The sequence below is a fragment of the Mycobacterium sp. 852002-51152_SCH6134967 genome, from assembly GCF_001667105.1.
In the GTDB taxonomy this organism is placed as follows: domain Bacteria; phylum Actinomycetota; class Actinomycetes; order Mycobacteriales; family Mycobacteriaceae; genus Mycobacterium; species Mycobacterium neumannii_A.
Genome location: NZ_LZIK01000042.1, coordinates 115,732 through 131,588, shown reverse-complemented (window position 1 = coordinate 131,588; position 15,857 = coordinate 115,732). Strand labels below are relative to the sequence as shown.

General features: G+C 67.5%; 19 protein-coding genes. 9 read left to right on the top strand and 10 right to left on the bottom strand.

Translation table 11 applies throughout. The features are described from left to right. Positions 1-2 precede the first annotated feature (2 nt). Positions 3-1,505 carry an Asp-tRNA(Asn)/Glu-tRNA(Gln) amidotransferase subunit GatB gene (gene gatB, locus A5790_RS13895; protein WP_066845013.1) on the top strand — a complete coding sequence of 501 codons (1,503 nt, stop codon included), beginning with the start codon at positions 3-5 and terminating at the stop codon, positions 1,503-1,505. 78 nt (positions 1,506-1,583) lie between these two features. On the opposite strand, the gene A5790_RS13890 is transcribed toward gatB, so the two are convergent. Next, positions 1,584-2,189, bottom strand: a complete 606-nt coding sequence (locus A5790_RS13890; protein WP_066845011.1) for a TetR/AcrR family transcriptional regulator — start codon at positions 2,187-2,189, stop codon at positions 1,584-1,586. A gap of 99 nt (positions 2,190-2,288) precedes the next feature. Here A5790_RS13890 and A5790_RS13885 point away from each other — a divergent pair, with 99 nt between their 5' ends. Both A5790_RS13885 and sugE read left to right on the top strand, forming a co-directional pair. Further along, positions 2,289-3,029 (top strand): SDR family NAD(P)-dependent oxidoreductase, encoded by a 741-nt coding sequence (locus A5790_RS13885; protein ID WP_066845008.1) that lies wholly within the window; start codon positions 2,289-2,291, stop codon positions 3,027-3,029. Positions 3,030-3,035: 6 nt separating this feature from the next. Continuing rightward, a complete protein-coding gene (gene sugE, locus A5790_RS13880) occupies positions 3,036-3,353 on the top strand; it encodes a quaternary ammonium compound efflux SMR transporter SugE (protein WP_066845005.1) in 318 nt (105 codons plus the stop codon). 21 nt (positions 3,354-3,374) lie between these two features. On the opposite strand, the gene A5790_RS13875 is transcribed toward sugE, so the two are convergent. After that, on the bottom strand, positions 3,375-4,496 hold the full coding sequence (locus A5790_RS13875; protein WP_066845002.1) for a PQQ-dependent sugar dehydrogenase: 1,122 nt from the start codon (positions 4,494-4,496) through the stop codon (positions 3,375-3,377). Between the two features lie 139 nt (positions 4,497-4,635). Here A5790_RS13875 and A5790_RS13870 point away from each other — a divergent pair, with 139 nt between their 5' ends. Beyond that, positions 4,636-5,463, top strand: coding sequence for a DoxX family protein (locus A5790_RS13870; protein ID WP_066845163.1), 828 nt, complete (start codon positions 4,636-4,638; stop codon positions 5,461-5,463). Here A5790_RS13870 and A5790_RS13865 read toward each other — a convergent pair. Then, positions 5,460-5,807 (bottom strand): PH domain-containing protein, encoded by a 348-nt coding sequence (locus A5790_RS13865; RefSeq protein ID WP_066844999.1) that lies wholly within the window; start codon positions 5,805-5,807, stop codon positions 5,460-5,462. The two genes, A5790_RS13870 and A5790_RS13865, sit on opposite strands and share 4 nt — an antisense overlap. Before the next feature lie 306 nt (positions 5,808-6,113). Between A5790_RS13865 and A5790_RS13860 the strand changes: the two genes are divergently transcribed. The 3 genes from A5790_RS13860 to ilvC are packed head-to-tail and all read left to right on the top strand — an operon-like array spanning position 6,114 to position 9,544. Then, positions 6,114-7,982 (top strand): acetolactate synthase large subunit, encoded by a 1,869-nt coding sequence (locus A5790_RS13860; protein WP_066844996.1) that lies wholly within the window; start codon positions 6,114-6,116, stop codon positions 7,980-7,982. Beyond that, positions 7,982-8,491, top strand: coding sequence for an acetolactate synthase small subunit (gene ilvN / locus A5790_RS13855; protein ID WP_066844993.1), 510 nt, complete (start codon positions 7,982-7,984; stop codon positions 8,489-8,491). The genes A5790_RS13860 and ilvN overlap by 1 nt, the downstream gene beginning before the upstream one ends. A gap of 51 nt (positions 8,492-8,542) precedes the next feature. Continuing rightward, complete coding sequence (ilvC, locus tag A5790_RS13850) at positions 8,543-9,544, top strand: ketol-acid reductoisomerase (protein ID WP_197506030.1); 1,002 nt, start codon at positions 8,543-8,545, stop codon at positions 9,542-9,544. A 57-nt stretch (positions 9,545-9,601) separates the two neighbouring features. Here ilvC and A5790_RS13845 read toward each other — a convergent pair whose 3' ends face one another. Then, entirely contained in the window at positions 9,602-10,039 is a 438-nt protein-coding gene (locus A5790_RS13845) for a hypothetical protein (protein ID WP_066844987.1), read from the bottom strand. A 133-nt stretch (positions 10,040-10,172) separates the two neighbouring features. Between A5790_RS13845 and A5790_RS13840 the strand changes: the two genes are divergently transcribed. After that, on the top strand, positions 10,173-11,009 hold the full coding sequence (locus A5790_RS13840; RefSeq protein WP_066844984.1) for a MerR family transcriptional regulator: 837 nt from the start codon (positions 10,173-10,175) through the stop codon (positions 11,007-11,009). An 83-nt stretch (positions 11,010-11,092) separates the two neighbouring features. Next, positions 11,093-11,650 (top strand): isopentenyl-diphosphate Delta-isomerase, encoded by a 558-nt coding sequence (gene idi / locus A5790_RS13835; RefSeq protein ID WP_066844980.1) that lies wholly within the window; start codon positions 11,093-11,095, stop codon positions 11,648-11,650. A gap of 47 nt (positions 11,651-11,697) precedes the next feature. Here idi and A5790_RS13830 read toward each other — a convergent pair whose 3' ends face one another. From A5790_RS13830 to A5790_RS13805, 6 genes are read right to left on the bottom strand one after another with little or no spacing between them, the layout of a single operon-like run. Next, positions 11,698-11,907 (bottom strand): DUF2945 domain-containing protein, encoded by a 210-nt coding sequence (locus A5790_RS13830; protein ID WP_066844977.1) that lies wholly within the window; start codon positions 11,905-11,907, stop codon positions 11,698-11,700. Between the two features lie 38 nt (positions 11,908-11,945). Continuing rightward, on the bottom strand, positions 11,946-12,953 hold the full coding sequence (locus tag A5790_RS13825) for a DUF5914 domain-containing protein (protein WP_066844974.1): 1,008 nt from the start codon (positions 12,951-12,953) through the stop codon (positions 11,946-11,948). Beyond that, positions 12,950-14,461: an FAD-dependent oxidoreductase gene (locus tag A5790_RS13820; protein WP_066844972.1), complete on the bottom strand. Its 1,512-nt coding sequence runs from the start codon at positions 14,459-14,461 to the stop codon at positions 12,950-12,952. The genes A5790_RS13825 and A5790_RS13820 overlap by 4 nt, the downstream gene beginning before the upstream one ends. Then, on the bottom strand, positions 14,458-15,189 hold the full coding sequence (locus tag A5790_RS13815) for a class I SAM-dependent methyltransferase (protein WP_066844969.1): 732 nt from the start codon (positions 15,187-15,189) through the stop codon (positions 14,458-14,460). Before A5790_RS13815 ends, A5790_RS13820 begins: the two co-directional genes overlap by 4 nt. Continuing rightward, positions 15,186-15,515, bottom strand: a complete 330-nt coding sequence (locus tag A5790_RS13810) for a lycopene cyclase domain-containing protein (RefSeq protein WP_066844967.1) — start codon at positions 15,513-15,515, stop codon at positions 15,186-15,188. The genes A5790_RS13815 and A5790_RS13810 overlap by 4 nt, the downstream gene beginning before the upstream one ends. Next, the gene (locus A5790_RS13805; protein ID WP_066844964.1) at positions 15,512-15,856 is read right to left on the bottom strand and encodes a lycopene cyclase domain-containing protein; all 345 of its coding nucleotides are present in this window, start codon (positions 15,854-15,856) and stop codon (positions 15,512-15,514) included. Before A5790_RS13805 ends, A5790_RS13810 begins: the two co-directional genes overlap by 4 nt. Between the last annotated feature and the right edge of the window lies 1 nt (position 15,857).

Genomic DNA, 15,857 nt, shown 5'->3' with positions numbered 1-15,857 from the left:
TCATGACTGCTGCGACCGCCGACCTGCTGGACTACGACGACGTCGTCGCGCGCTACGAGCCCGTGCTCGGATTGGAAGTCCACGTCGAACTGTCCACCGCCACCAAGATGTTCTGCGGTTGCGCCAACAAGTTCGGCGCTGAACCCAACACTCAGGTGTGCCCCGTCTGCCTGGGACTGCCCGGGTCGCTGCCCGTGCTCAACGAGAAGGCCGTCGAGTCCGCGATCCGGATCGGGCTCGCGCTGAACTGCGAGATCGTGCCGTGGTGCCGGTTCGCCCGCAAGAACTATTTCTATCCGGACATGCCGAAGAACTACCAGATCAGCCAGTACGACGAGCCGATCGCGATCAACGGTTACCTCGACGTGCCGCTCGACGACGGTTCGACCTGGCGGGTCGACATCGAGCGCGCCCATATGGAGGAGGACACCGGCAAGCTGACCCACCTCGGCAGCGAGACGGGCCGCATCGAGGGCGCCACGACATCGCTGATCGACTACAACCGTTCCGGTGTGCCGCTGATCGAGATCGTCACGAAGCCCATCGAAGGCGCCGGCGAGCGCGCCCCCGAGATCGCCCGTGCCTACGTGACGGCGCTGCGGGATCTGCTGCGCGGCCTCGGCGTCTCCGATGTCCGCATGGACCAGGGATCGATGCGCTGTGACTCCAACGTCTCGCTCAAACCGATAGGGCAGAAGGAGTTCGGCACCCGCACCGAAACCAAGAACGTCAACTCGCTCAAGAGCGTCGAGGTCGCGGTCCGCTACGAGATGCGCCGCCAGGCAGCGGTTCTCGAGTCGGGCGGTCGAATCACCCAGGAGACCAGGCACTTTCACGAAGACGGGTACACCTCACCGGGACGCAGCAAGGAAACCGCCGAGGATTACCGGTATTTCCCCGAGCCCGACCTCGAGCCGGTGGCACCCGATGCGGAGTGGATCGAGCGGTTGCGGGCGACGATCCCCGAGCTTCCGTGGCTGTCCCGCAAGCGGATTCAGGACGATTGGGGAATTTCCGACGAGGTGATGCGCGACCTCGTCAACATCGGTGCGCTCGACCTGATCGCCGCCACCGTCGAACAGGGCGCATCGAGCGACGCGGCCCGGGCGTGGTGGGGAAACTTCCTGGTGCAGAAGGCCAACGAAGCTGGTGTGGAACTCGACGCGCTCCCGATCACCCCCGCGCAGGTGGCCGCCGTCGTCAAGCTCGTCGACGGCGGCAAGCTGTCCAACAAGCTCGCCCGGCAGGTCGTCGAGGGCGTTCTGGCCGGCGAGGGCGAGCCCGAGCAGGTGATGAAGGGTCGTGGGCTGGAGGTCGTGCGCGACGATTCGGCGTTGCAGGCCGCCGTCGACGAGGCGCTGGCGGCCAATCCCGGCATCGTCGAGAAGATTCGGGGCGGCAAGGTGCAGGCCGCGGGCGCGATCGTCGGCGCCGTCATGAAGGCCACCAAGGGACAGGCCGACGCGGCACGGGTGCGCGAGCTGGTCCTGGAGGCTTGTAGCTAGCGTCGAAACTGCACACAGGGTCGTGCGCGACGCGACGGTTCACAGCCCTGGCTGCATTCTGGCGCATGGCCGGCCGTGTCAGGACCCGGTCAGGCCCTCCCAAGCTGCGATGGCCGCTTCGGCGATCGCCGACAACTTCTCTCGGTCCGCGCCGTCGCGGGCTTGTATCGCCATCCCATGGTTCACGGTGTTGTAGAACGCGGCGATGGTCGCGGCGTCGGCTCCGGCCGGGACGTCGCCGTCGGCGATCCCCCGGTCGACCCGGGTGCGGAAGGCGTCCTCGGTGGCGACGCGCCACTCGGCGAGGTGTTCGTGCACTGAACGAGTGCGTTCGGTGCAGGTGGTGGCGGCGAGCACGATCATGCAGCCGCGGGGTTTGTCCGGATCGCAGAACACCTCGGCGTGGTGGCGCAGCACCGCGGCGATGGCCTCACGTGCGGTGGGCCGATCGCGCAACTCGGCTGCCGCGGTGGCGCCCAGCGTCTGGTCGTAGCGAGCGACCGCCTCGCGGAACAGCTCCTCCTTGGACCCGAACGCCGCATACAGGCTCGGCGAATTGATGCCCATCGCCGCGGTCAGGTCGCTCATCGACGTGCCCTCGTAACCGTGCTGCCAGAACACCTCCATGGCGCGTTCCAGGGCTTCGGTGCGATCGAAGGTGCGTGGTCGGCCGCGTGACACCATGCCCCCGCACCCCCTTCTGTATCGAACGGCAAAGAAATCGTTGACAAGTATACGCAGGCCGGATAATTATGTATCGAACGATACATAAAGGAGGTCGAGATGTCGGAATTGGAAGGGAAGTCGGCGCTGGTCACGGGCGGCAGCAGGGGGATCGGGGCAGCCATCGCGGCCCGCCTCGCCGAACGCGGCGCGGACGTCGCCATCACCTACGCGCGGTCTAAGGAGCGCGCCGACGAGGTCGTTGACGGGATCGCTGCGCGCGGCAGGCGCGGCCTGGCGATTCGTGCGGACAGCGCCTCCGCCGACGACGTGCCAGCGGCCGTGGAGCAGGCCAATGCGCAGTTCGGCAAGCTCGACATCCTGGTCAACAACGCGGGCGTCTTTCCCTATGGTCCGATCGAGGCGGTATCGGTCGAGGAGATCGACCGCACACTCGCCATCCACGCCCGTGCGGTGTACCTGGCCAGTCAGGCTGCGGTGCGGCACATGCCCGGCGGCGGCCGGATCATCAGCATAGGAAGCAATCTGGCCGAGCGGGTGCCCTCTGCAGGGGTCACGCTCTACTCGATGAGCAAGGCCGCGCTCATCGGGTTCACCAAAGGCCTTGCGCGCGACCTCGGGGCACGCGACATCACCGTCAACCTTGTGCAGCCCGGCTCGACCGACACCGACATGAACCCCGCCGACGCGGCCGGCGCCGACGAGCAGCGCGCGCTCAGCGCTCTCGGCCGCTACGCCGCCGCCGAAGACATCGCCGATTCCGTTGCGTTCCTTGCGGGTCCGGGTGCATCGAACATCACCGGCGCGGTTCTCACCGTCGACGGTGGAACGAATGCGTGACCCGCGATGGCGTGGCTGATCCTGGTTGTCGCGGGGCTGCTCGAGATCGTCTGGGCGATCGCGCTCAAGCAGTCCGAGGGGTTCAGCAGGCTGGGCCCCAGCGTGCTCGGCGTCGGCGCCGCGTTGCTCAGCTTCGTCCTGCTGACCCTGGCACTTCGTCAGTTGCCCGCAGGCACCGGCTATGCGGTCTGGGTGGGCATCGGCGCCGTCGGTGTCGCGGTCGCGGGAGTGTTCCTGCTCGGTGAGCCGGCCAGCGCGGCGCGCGTGGCGTTTCTCGCCGTGATCGTCGTGGGCATCATCGGCCTGCGCATCGTCGAGAGCTGAAGGTCCTTGCCGCGCAGTCGATCAGGTGTTGTCCGCCGGGTTACGCGGGAAGCCGCCGCCCTGCGGGAACAGTGGGAAGACCACGTCGTCGAGTTTTTGGGCATCGCCCGCCGTCTTGTTGATCGTGCCGCCCCAGATGTTGCCGTCGGGCGACATGGCCAATGCCCAGGCGTGGCCGTGCTGGTCCTGGCGCACCACCTCGGGATCGCCGGTCACCGCACCGGTTTCGGGAGCGAGCCGCACGGCGACCGTCTGCTTGGTGTTGACCAGATTGACCAGAACCGACCCGTCGAGAGCGGCGCAGCCCGCCACACCGGGCCGGTCGGGCCAGGTCCACACCGTGGACGTCTTCGAGTCCTTGGTGATGCGCTGCAACCTGTCACCGGATGCGGCGCGGTCGGTGATGTACAGCGACCCGTCCGAGTGGTCCAGGCACATGCCGCCCGCGGCGCCCAGACCCGACAGGGCGGTCGTCGTCGGGGCCTGATCGACCGTGGTGGGCTGCTCGATCCGCAACACCTTTCCGGCCAGCGACCCAGGGTTCGCGGCATCGGCGGCATTGCCCGCGTCGCCGGTCTGCACGAGCAGCGTCGTCGGGCTGGTGAAGATCAACGCGCCGGTGTTGCCGGTGGCGCCCTTCGGGATGCCGGTCAGGATCGGCTTGGGGATGTCGCCGTCGGCGATGCGGATGACGCGGTTGTCGGTGGGGGTGCTGACGTAGGCGTACATCAGCCGGTCCTGTTGATAGGTCGGCGACAGCACGATGTCCAACAGCCCGCCATCACCCGAGCCGTCGACCGGCAGCGTCGTCTTGACCTTGGGCTCGGCCCGCACCGAGACCTCTTTGACCACGCCGGTCGTGCGCTCGGCGACCAGGGCCGACTGGCTGTCGGGCAGCATGATCAGGCCGCTGGTGCTTTCCAGACAACCCTGCATGACGCCGGGCGCCGGGCACTCCTTCGGAAACGGCGTCGGGGGCAGCGGCGGCGGTGGCGGCGGTGACGACGTCGGACCGGGTTCCAGCTGGGGCTCAGTGGTGAACGGTTGCGACTGCAGATCGTCGAATCGCGCACAGCCGGACCCGACGAGCAACGCCGCGCACGCCACGGCGAGCGCACCCCGCATCGGCCGGCGCAGTTTCATGCGAGCCAGGTTACGGATCATTCGGATGTGTTCGCCACGCGCACCCGCTGGGCCGCGCCCCGAACCGTCGGCGAATTAAGGCCCCGAAAGCACCGCGCCAATACCCGGCTACCGGGTGACAAGCACTTACGCTGGCATGGTGACCAGTCATTCCAATGACCCACGCGCCTGGCAGCGGCCCGACGACGCGGCCGGGCGGCCCGCGTCGGCGAGCCTGGTCGACCCCGAAGACGACCTCCCGTCGGCCAACTACGCCGGCGACTTCGAGACCACCGCGATCCCGCACTACGACTCGAACAGCGGCGCGCCGGTCTCCACCGGTTTCGGACTGCTCAACGATCCCGAGCCGCTGCCGTACGTGCAGCCCGGCGGCAGGCACGCACTCGACTACTCGGCCGATCCGGCGGAGATCGGCCCCGATCCGTTCCGCGCCGCACCGGAGCGCCGCGGCACGCTCGACCTCGGCCTTCTACTGTTGCGCCTCGCAGTCGGTGCCCTGTTCATCGGCCACGGCCTGCAGAAGGCGTTCGGGCTGTGGGGCGGGCCCGGGCTGGGCGGATGGGAAGCCCAGCTGTCCGATATGGGCTTCCGCTACGCCGACATCCTGGCCTACGTCGGCGCGTTCGGGCAGATCGCCGCGGGCGTGCTGCTCATCCTGGGTCTCTTCACCCCGGTGGCCGCCGCCGGCGCGCTGGCGTATCTGGTGACCGGCGTACTGGCCGAGGCGATGGTCGCCCACGAGGAGGCGCGCCTGTCGGACTTCCTCACCGACGGGCACGAGTACAACGTGTTTCTGACCTGCGCGGTGGCCGCGCTGGTGTTGACGGGCCCCGGCCGGTACGGATTCGACGCCGGACGCGGTTGGGCACGCCGGCCCTTCCTCGGATCGCTCGGCGCGCTGGTGCTCGGCGCGGGCGCCGGTGTGGCGATCTGGGTGCTGCTCAACGGCGGCAACCCGTTCGCCTAATCCTTCGCGTACGGATTGGGCACACGCCCCTCGCTGGCCTCGGCCAACAGCGGCAACGTCGCGAACGTCACCGCGGGCAACCGCAGGTCTCTGCCGTCCTTCAAATGGGCGTAAGCCGATGACCCCTTGCCGAAGCGCAGGCCGTCGATGTCGCCCCAGCCGACGGTCTCGCTGCCCAACAGCGTGCGCGCGGTCACCTGATCGTGGTCGGCGACGGTGCGGTAGCGCGCGACGAACACCGACAACACGATCGGAATGATCAACAGGGCCGCCACCCAGGTGAGGCCCGCCAGAACCAGCGAAAGCATGCTGAACGCCAGAAAGGCGACGGCGAAATGCGCCATGGGAGAGATCCGGATGACGACGGGAGCGGGAGCGGCGTTCGAACTCACCCCGCCATCTTCGCACCGTGCCGCGATTTGACCTGTGACCAGTGCAGAGGCTACCGTCGACGGTTATGCAGGCCCAGGGGTTGCTCGTAGTAATCGGGAAGCGCGTTGATGCCGCGCTCGCCCTTACTCGGGCATAACTCCGGCATCAGCGCGCGACCCTCGTACAGCAACCCAGCTGACGGGGGTTTTTTCTTGCCCGACCACCGAATTTGAGACCCTAGAGACGGATCCGAAGAGGGATTTAGGAGAACGAACACCGTGAGCGCACCAACAACCCGACCGCTGGAGCAGGTGGCGGCAACCGTGCCCGACGACGGACATGCCACCCACCCGACGGCCAAATCTGCGCCCGCACCGGCCAAACGCGCTGAGCCGCAACAGATGACCGGCGCACAGGCAGTCATCCGGTCGCTGGAGGAACTCGACGTCGACACCATCTTCGGGATCCCCGGCGGGGCGGTGCTGCCGGTGTACGACCCGCTGTTCGACTCCAAGAAGTTGCGCCACGTCCTGGTCCGTCACGAGCAGGGCGCCGGGCATGCCGCCAGTGGTTACGCCCACGCGACCGGCAAGGTCGGCGTGATGATGGCCACGTCGGGGCCCGGTGCGACCAACCTGGTGACGCCGTTGGCCGACGCGCACATGGACTCGATTCCGGTGGTGGCGATCACCGGTCAGGTGGGGCGCGGCCTGATCGGCACCGATGCGTTCCAGGAGGCCGACATCTCCGGCATCACGATGCCGATCACCAAGCACAACTTCCTGGTGCGCAGCGGCGACGAGATCCCGCAGGCGATCGCCGAGGCGTTCCACATCGCGGCCTCGGGCCGCCCCGGGCCGGTGCTGGTCGACATCCCCAAGGACGTTCTGCAGGGGCAGTGCACCTTCAGCTGGCCGCCGCGCATCGACCTGCCGGGCTACAAGCCGAACACCAAACCGCACAACCGTCAGATCCGCGAGGCCGCCAAACTGATCGCCGCCGCACGCAAGCCGGTGCTCTACGTCGGCGGCGGGGTGATCCGCGGAGAGGCCACTGAGGAACTGCTGGAGCTGGCCGAGCTGACCGGAATTCCGGTCGTGACAACGCTGATGGCGCGCGGTGCGTTCCCCGACAGCCATCCGCAGAACATGGGCATGCCCGGAATGCACGGCACGGTGTCCGCGGTGGCCGCCCTGCAGCGCAGCGACCTGCTGATCGCGCTGGGCACCCGGTTCGACGACCGGGTGACCGGGCGGCTGGATTCCTTCGCGCCGGAGGCCAAGGTCATCCACGCCGACATCGACCCCGCCGAGATCGGCAAGAACCGCCACGCCGACGTGCCGATCGTCGGTGACATCAAGGCCGTCATCGCCGATCTGGTCGTGGCCCTGCGTCGGGACGGCACCGCCGACGCGATCACGATCGACAACTGGACGGAGTACCTGGGAGGTGTGCAGGCGACCTACCCGCTGAGCTACGGGCCGCAGAGCGACGGCAGCCTCTCACCGGAGTACGTCATCGAGACGCTGGGCAAGATGGCCGGTCCCGACGCCGTGTACGTCGCAGGCGTCGGCCAGCACCAGATGTGGGCCGCGCAGTTCATTTCCTACGAGAAGCCGAAGACATGGCTGAACTCCGGCGGCCTGGGCACCATGGGCTACGCCGTGCCCGCGGCGATGGGGGCCAAGTTCGGCCGCCCGGAGGCCGAGGTGTGGGCCATCGACGGCGACGGCTGCTTCCAGATGACCAACCAGGAGCTGGCCACCTGTGCCGTTGAGGGTGCGCCGATCAAGGTGGCGCTGATCAACAACGGCAACCTCGGCATGGTGCGCCAGTGGCAGACGCTGTTCTACGAAGAGCGGTACAGCCAAACGGATCTGGCCACGCACTCGCGTCGCATCCCCGACTTCGTCAAGCTGGCCGAGGCGCTCGGATGCGTCGGATTGCGTTGCGAGCGAGCCGAAGACGTCGAGGACGTGATTCGGCAGGCCCGCGAGATCAACGACCGTCCCGTGGTGATCGACTTCATCGTCGGCGCAGACGCCCAGGTGTGGCCCATGGTCGCGGCGGGCACGAGCAACGACGAGATCCAGGCCGCGCGCGGCATCCGCCCGCTGTTCGACGATCCGGAAGAAGGCCACGCCTGATGGGTACCAACGCTACGCAGACGTTGTCGGTTCTGGTCGAGGACAAACCGGGTGTCCTGGCGCGCGTCGCGTCGCTGTTCTCCCGGCGCGGCTTCAACATCCAGTCCCTGGCGGTCGGTGCGACCGAGCAGAAGAACATGTCGCGGATGACGATCGTGGTCAGCGTGGACGAAGCGCCGCTGGAGCAGATCACCAAACAGCTCAACAAGCTGGTGAATGTGATCAAGATCGTCGAGCAGGAGGAAGAGAACTCGGTTTCGCGTGAGCTCGCGCTGATCAAGGTGCGCACCGACGCGTCGACCCGCGGTCAGGTCATCGAGGCGGTGAACCTGTTTCGCGCCAAGGTCGTCGACGTGTCGACCGAGTCGCTGACGGTCGAGGCGACCGGTACACCCGAGAAGCTCGAGGCGCTGCTGCGGGTGTTGGAGCCCTTCGGAATCCGCGAGATCGTGCAGTCCGGTGTGGTGTCGCTGTCGCGCGGCCCGCGCAGCATCGGGACCACCAAGTAACCCAAATCGCCAAACCAAGTGAGTAGATAAGGAAATTCAGTGGCAGTAGAGATGTTCTATGACGACGACGCGGACCTGTCGATCATCCAGGGACGCAAGGTCGGCGTCATCGGCTACGGCAGCCAGGGTCACGCGCACTCGCTGAGCCTGCGCGACTCCGGCGTCGAGGTGAAGGTCGGCCTCAAAGAGGGCTCGAAGTCGCGCGAGAAGGTCGCTGAGCAGGGGCTCGAGGTCGACACGCCCGCCGAGGTCGCCAAGTGGGCCGACGTCATCATGTTGCTGGCGCCCGACACCGCACAGGCCGAGATCTTTTCGAACGACATCGAACCCAACCTCGAGGACGGCAATGCGCTGTTCTTCGGGCACGGCCTCAACATTCACTTCGACCTGATCAAGCCGCCGGCCAACGTCACGATCGGCATGGTCGCCCCGAAGGGTCCGGGACATCTGGTGCGCAGGCAGTTCGTCGACGGCAAGGGCGTGCCGTGTCTGATCGCGATCGATCAGGACCCCAAGGGCGAGGGCCAGGCGCTTGCGCTGTCGTACGCCAAGGGCATCGGCGGCACCCGCGCAGGCGTCATCAAGACCACGTTCAAGGACGAGACCGAGACCGACCTGTTCGGTGAGCAGGCCGTGTTGTGCGGCGGCACAGAGGAACTCGTCAAGACCGGGTTCGACGTGATGGTCGAGGCCGGTTATGCGCCGGAGCTGGCGTACTTCGAGGTGCTGCACGAGCTCAAGCTGATCGTCGACCTGATGTACGAGGGCGGCATCGCGCGGATGAACTACTCGGTGTCCGACACCGCGGAGTTCGGCGGCTACCTCTCCGGGCCGCGGGTGATCGACGCCGACACCAAGGAGCGGATGCGCACCATTCTCAAAGAGATTCAGGACGGCACCTTCGTCAAGAAGCTCGTCGCCAACGTCGAGGGCGGCAACAAGGAGCTCGAGGGCCTGCGCAAGAAGAACGCGGAGCATCCGATCGAGGTGACCGGCAAGAAGCTGCGCGACCTGATGAGCTGGGTGGACCGGCCCATCACCGAAACGGCTTAACTTCGGCGATTTCGGTGTAGTTGGTTGCGCTCAGCGGCACCGACGACACCGAAATCACTACTCGTCGGGGCGGTGCTCGTGCCCGGGGCGACCCTGGGTGCGGCGCCGCTCCTTCATTTCGGACTCGAACACGTGCCTGCGGCCCTGCTGCAGCTCGTCGCGCACTTGGCGTTCGTGGTCGCGGAACACCGACCAGTAGCTGTCGTCGAAGTCCTCGACGATCTGGAACGTCCAACGGCCGTACAGCACGTTGCGGCCGACGAGTTCGGACTCCAGACGTTCGGCGACACCGTCGTGGCCGGCGTCGCGCAACTTGTCACAAGCCTCGCCCAGCAGAAGGTCTGCGCGACCCATCAGCTGGTGGAACGAATACAGATGTCCGCGTGCGCGTTCCACCCACTCCAATGCCTCCGAGACCCCGCCGACCGCCTCGACGGTCGCGTCGTCGAGTCCCTCGGGGCGGCTGTGCTGTTCGTCCTTCTGCTGATCGGTCATGGGGCTACAAGTACCCGCTTCGAGCCGCAGCCATGTCCACATAACGAACTGATGCATCGCTTTCGCATTGATGGTTTGCCCGGCGCGCGATCGGTGAACCCTCGCTAGGCCGAAACCCCAGTGAGCAGGCCCCATGAATGACGCTGACACACCGCGGTACACCGTCCGCGTGGTGGCCGAGCGCGTCGGCGTGCCGACTGCGACCCTGCGCAGCTGGAGCCAGCGCTACGGGGTCGGGCCATCGCAGCACCGCCCCGGACGACACCGGCTCTACAGCGACAACGACATCGCCGTCGTGCAGCACATGCACCAGCTCATCGGGCAGGGCACCAGCGCCCGCAGCGCCGCCCGCCTCGCGTCCGGGTCCGTCGCGCCGCGACGCGGCGATGTCGAGGCGCTGCTGTCGGCCGCATTCGAACTGGACCTCGCCGCGTTGGGTCGACTCCTGGACACCCACCTGCGTCACTTCGGGGTTGTCGACACATGGGACCTGATGGTGCGGCCGGCGTTCGCGGCCATCGTCACCCAGCAGGACGAGGACGGCGGCTGCGTCGACGTCGAACACGCGCTGTCGTGGGCGGTGTCGCGCTCACTGCACGCAGCACCGCTCATGCGCATCGACGCCTCGACAGCGGTCATCCTGGCCTGCACCGCGCGCGAAGCGCATGTCCTGCCGCTCGAAGCGCTTCGCGCCGCCCTCTCCGAACGTCGGCGCGGTGCGCTGATGCTCGGCGCCGACGTTCCGGTCGCGGCCTTGACCGAGGCGATCGGCAGGGTGACGCCTTCCGCCCGGGTGGTGCTGTGGTCACACACCTCCGATACTGCCGACATGGATATGGTCGCAGCGGCCAGCGCGGAAACCGACGTCGCGCTCGGCGGCACCGGGTGGGACGCGGCCGCCGGCGTCGGCCCGGCCGCGCGCGTGCACAGCCTGCGTGAGGCCGTCGATTGGTGTGTGGGCGCCTCATGACCGGGTTGCATCGTCTATGCGTCGGTTAGCCCGGCGGATTTGGGTACACACGTGAGGTGTCTGCAGTGAGCACGCCGACGACCATGGCCACGACCGGTGAGTGCGTCGTCCTTCTCGACGAAGAGGGGCGGCAGATCGGCAGCGCCGCCAAAACGAGTGTCCACCACGCGGCGACCCCGCTTCACCTCGGTTTTTCGTGCTATCTGTTCGATGCCGACGGTCGGGTGCTGTTGACCCGTCGCGCGCTGAACAAGACGACCTGGCCGGGGGTGTGGTCCAACTCGTTCTGCGGGCACCCGGCACCGGGGGAGCAGGTCGAGGATGCGGTGCGCCGCCGCGCCCGCCAGGAGTTGGGCATATCGATCCAATCCCCGGTGTGTGTGCTGCCCGACTTCCGGTACCGCGCGGTCGCCGCCGACGGCACGGTCGAGAACGAGATCTGTCCGGTGTTCGTCGCCCGCTGTGACGGGCGGTTGCGGCCCGATCCGGGTGAGGTCATGGAGTGGATGTGGGTTTCCTGGGATCAGTTGCGCTCGGCGGTCGGGTTGCCCTGGTCGATCAGCCCGTGGGCCATGGAGCAGATACCTCTGCTCGACGAGCCTCACTTGAAGGGGTCGTGGCCCCAGTTCATCAGCGAGTAGCGCCACGCCGAGTCCTCGATGTCGCCGTTCGGCGCTGAGCCAGGTGGCTACTTCTTCTTCAGCGATTCCGGCTTGTGCACCGCGTCGCGGCCGCTCTTGTCGCTGCGCACCCGGTACTGCGGGTTATCGGTGTCGGCGCGCACCGTGCGACCCGCGGCCTCGGTGTCCGAGGTGATCTTCTCTTCGACCGTCCCGGTTACGGTGGTGCCGTGACTCTTCCACTGCACCTTGTCGCCCTTGCGGATGTCCTTGCTCATCTCGGCGGTATACCCGGGCGACCCGACGCAAAACGGGCTCAAGCGCGCGATCGTTGCCGGTAAAGCCGTTCGGCGTAAGCCAGATCGTCCCGCCACAAGCGGGTGGCCGCATATCGCATGAACGGGGTGATCATCGGCGCGCCCCAAAGCGCGTGTGCGAATCCCGGACGGTTGGAATGGGCGATGACCGCCTCGATGACGGCGGTGCGGGGCGCGCCGTCGCGGTCGGGACCAAGCGGGGTCGCGTGCGTCTCGACCACGCTGCCCGCGCCTTCGCCGTCGATGATGCGCATGGTGATGGTGCGCGGCTCCGGTGTGGTGAACTCCGCGATCACCGGGACACCGAGCCGACCGATGCGGAAGGTGACCGCGACGAGGAAGCGGTCGGCGTCCTCGGGGAGATCGTCGTCGGCCGCCGGCGCCGACAGTACGTCCAGCCGCGTGAACGAATACGGGTGAAACCACGCCCCATGCCACGGGTCGAGCCGGTTGGCGATCACGTCGCTGGGTTCGCAGATGCCGACCAGTCGCGTCACCGCCGACAGCCGCGGGCCGTTGGGTCGCCTCGGCAGTATCGGTGTCTCCGTAGGGGTTTCGCCGCCGACTGCGTCCAGCCGCACCCATGCGAGTACACCGTCGTCGTGGGCGGGATAGGGCCGCCAGCTCCACGTTCGGCCGCCGTCGAAGCGCAGTCCGTGCCACGGGCAGATCAACGTGCCGCACTCGACGGTCCCGGTGGACAGGTCGGCGCCGAGGTGCGGACAGGCTGCCGGGCCGACCGCGAGTCTGCCGTCGGTGCCGCGCCAGGCGACCAGTTCGACTCCGCCGACCGTGGCGCTGACGGGTCGCTTGCCGATGGTGTCGCTGGCCGCGAATGCATACCAGTTTCCGCTCGGCCTGCGCTGTGAGCGGCGCAGCGCGCTGTGGATCAGCGACGGTTTGGCATCGTCGTAAGTCGGCTGCTGGCCGGACCACGTGGTGCGCGGAAGCAATTGGAACGGCGTGGTTTTCGCCAACCGTGCCTTGAGTTCGGCGAGCATGGTCATGCGTACTGCCTTTCGGCCAGTCGCCGCAGGGGGGCGAAGCGACCCTGGGTGGGTACCGTCTGGAGGTCGTGGCCGGTGAGGCCGAAGCGCTTGAGCAGCAGGTTGGCCGCCGACCATCCGGTGGTGGCGGCCCGCTCCATCAGCGCGACCGGCAGGTCGATGCGTATACCGTCACCGGCCAGTGCCAGGCCGGGCTGCGGCGTCGAGACGGTGGGGCGGCGTTCGAAGTCACCGGGGGCGAAACGCGGGCAGTCCTGACGGCACAGCACCCGTTCGCCGACGATCTTCGCATCGGCGGTTTCGGGATACAGTTCGGCCATCCGCACCGGTAACCGCTCGAGCACGTCGTCTTTTCCGTCGGTCACCGCGTACGCGTGCAGCTCCACCACCGAGCCGCCGGTTCGGCGCGACCACGTCGCCGCCTCCCGTTCGTACCTGTCCAGCACGCTCACATTGTCCAGCGGCGGTCGGCCGCCCGTCCCGAGAAATGCCGCACGGCCCGGATCGACGGGCCGGTCCAACCACAGTCGCTGCACGACGAACGGTGCGGCCGTGCCCATTGCGGCGATCCGGGACCGCCATTCGTCGTCGCCGAGCGATGCCGATTGACCGACGATGCGCTGCACGCCGGAGACATCGGTGGCCAGTACCACCCCGTCGGCCTCGAGCGGATCGCCGCCGTCGGAGTGCACCGCGAACCGGTCACCGGTGCGTACCTCGGTCACCGACACACCGGTGTGGATGCGAACTCCCAGCGATTGCAGGTACGCGCGCAGCGGTTCCCACAGCGCCGTGTCGAAGTTCGCACCTGCGACGTCGAACACCAGGCCCTCGCTGGAGCCCAGAAAGTAGATGTGGAACATTGTTGCCAGTTCGGCGGCCGAGAGGTTGGTCGGCTCGGCGAAGAAGCTTCTCGAGAAGACTTCGAAGGCCAGGTGGCGAGCGGGTTCGGGGAAGTTGATGTCGCGAAGGAAGGTGTCGGCGTCGACATGGTCCAGACGGTCATAGATCTCGGGGACCGACACCGCGGCCAAGGGTGCTGCGGCGCGGGCGTTGAGCCGCACCAGGTCGCGAAGCCGGAAGGTGGGGCTGCGCAGCGCGAAAGCCAACGCATTCCACGGTGGCGTCTGCGGCAGGCCCCGGAAGGTGTCGCGTCTACCGTGCGCGTCGACCAGGGGGTAGTCGGAGACGGCGGTGAGCATGCCCAACGCTGGATCGATGCGGCGCAATAGGTTTCGAAGGTTGTAGTACTGGCGGAAGAAGGCGTGGAAGCCGCGGTTCATGGCGACCGGAGAGCCGTCGTCGAGCGAATCGGTCCACCCACCGACACGACCCCCGAGGTACGTCTCGCGTTCGAGGACATCGACGCTCACACCGCGTTCGGCGAGACCGGTGGCCGCGGCCAGGCCCGCGATGCCCCCGCCGACGACGACCACGTGCGGTTTGTCGAAAGGCACCCCCGCGTCGGGCGGCGGTGCGGGGTGGGTGATGCGTTGCGGGTCGGTCATCGGGGCGCCTCGGCGAGGAACGTGTGCACGATGTTGCGCTGCCAACCCGGCATCGTCTCGCTGTGTACGGCCGTGAAGCCATTGCGGCGCAGGCGATCCCGAAAGTCCGCGGCACCGTCGAAGCGGTTCACGCTGCGCCGCAGGTACCGGTACAGCGAGGCGTCACCGCTGCGGAGACGCCCGCTCGGAATGATGATGGTGGCGCACACGGCGTTCCACACCGCGGTCGCCAGCCGCGAGTCGCGCACGGAGTACTCGTGAACCGCCAGCGTCGCTCCCGGGCGCAGCAGCGTGCGGAACTCGCGCAGTTGCGCGTCGGGGTCGGGCAGGTTGCGGATGAGGTAGGCGGCGAAGATGCCGTCGAAGGGACCGCTGACGCCGGCGGCGGCGAGGTCCTCGATGCGGCTGTGGACGAACCGCACCGAGTCGGGCCACTGTTTGGCCCGCGCCTCGGCCAGCATGCCTTCAGAGCCGTCGACGCCGACGATCTCGGCTTGCGGCGCCACCGACAGCAGCGCCGCGGTGGACGCGCCGGTGCCGCAGCCGGCGTCCAGCAACCGCAGACCGCGACCGTCATCGGGCAACCGCATCCGCTGTGCCGAAATACGAAGGTGCTCATGGTATCCGGGATTGGAGTCGACCAGCGTGTCGTAGGCCGGTGCCCCCTCGTCGAACGCGGCGGGGACATCAGCGGGGTCACCGGCGTCACGGCCCGCATTGACTTTCACGGCGCGTTCCTCCTCTGTGTGCGCAGCCGCTGCCGTTCCCACAGCAGTAGCACCGCGGTGACCAGCGCCCAGCCGAAAAGGAAGTCCTCGACCGGGATGTCGAACGGGAACCGGATGCCGCTGGTGTGCCGTTCGTCGTAGATGACGATCGGCGCGCTGAGCTTGGTGAGCCAACCGTCGACCGGTATCTGGAAACCGAGCACGATCGCCATCGAGATCCAGTACGCGGGCTTGCGGAACAGCCCGGTGCGAAGCACGCCCAATTCCAGGGCGCACACGGTGATCACCCCGAGCACGGCGGGCACCGTGTAGCCGAGTCCGGTCATTTGGCCTGCTCCACACGATCCCGCGTCCGTTGCAACCACGTCAGGATCGTGGTGACGGCGTTGTAGGTCAACAATCCGCACAGCGGGATCACGATGAAGAACAGCAGTTCCTCGATCGGCATCACGCCGGGGATGTCGATCCCAGTGACGTACTTCGAGTTGTAGGTCCACACGTCGGCGACGATGGCGATCACATCCCAGAGCACGAACACCGCGGCCACGGGCAGAATCGCGACCGCGGCCCGGCGCGCCTGCCGGTAAACGCCGTCGCCGAAGGTCTCCAACGGCGCGGTGATCACCAGGCAGGCGGCCAGAACCAACAGGTAATGCCAGTTGTCCATC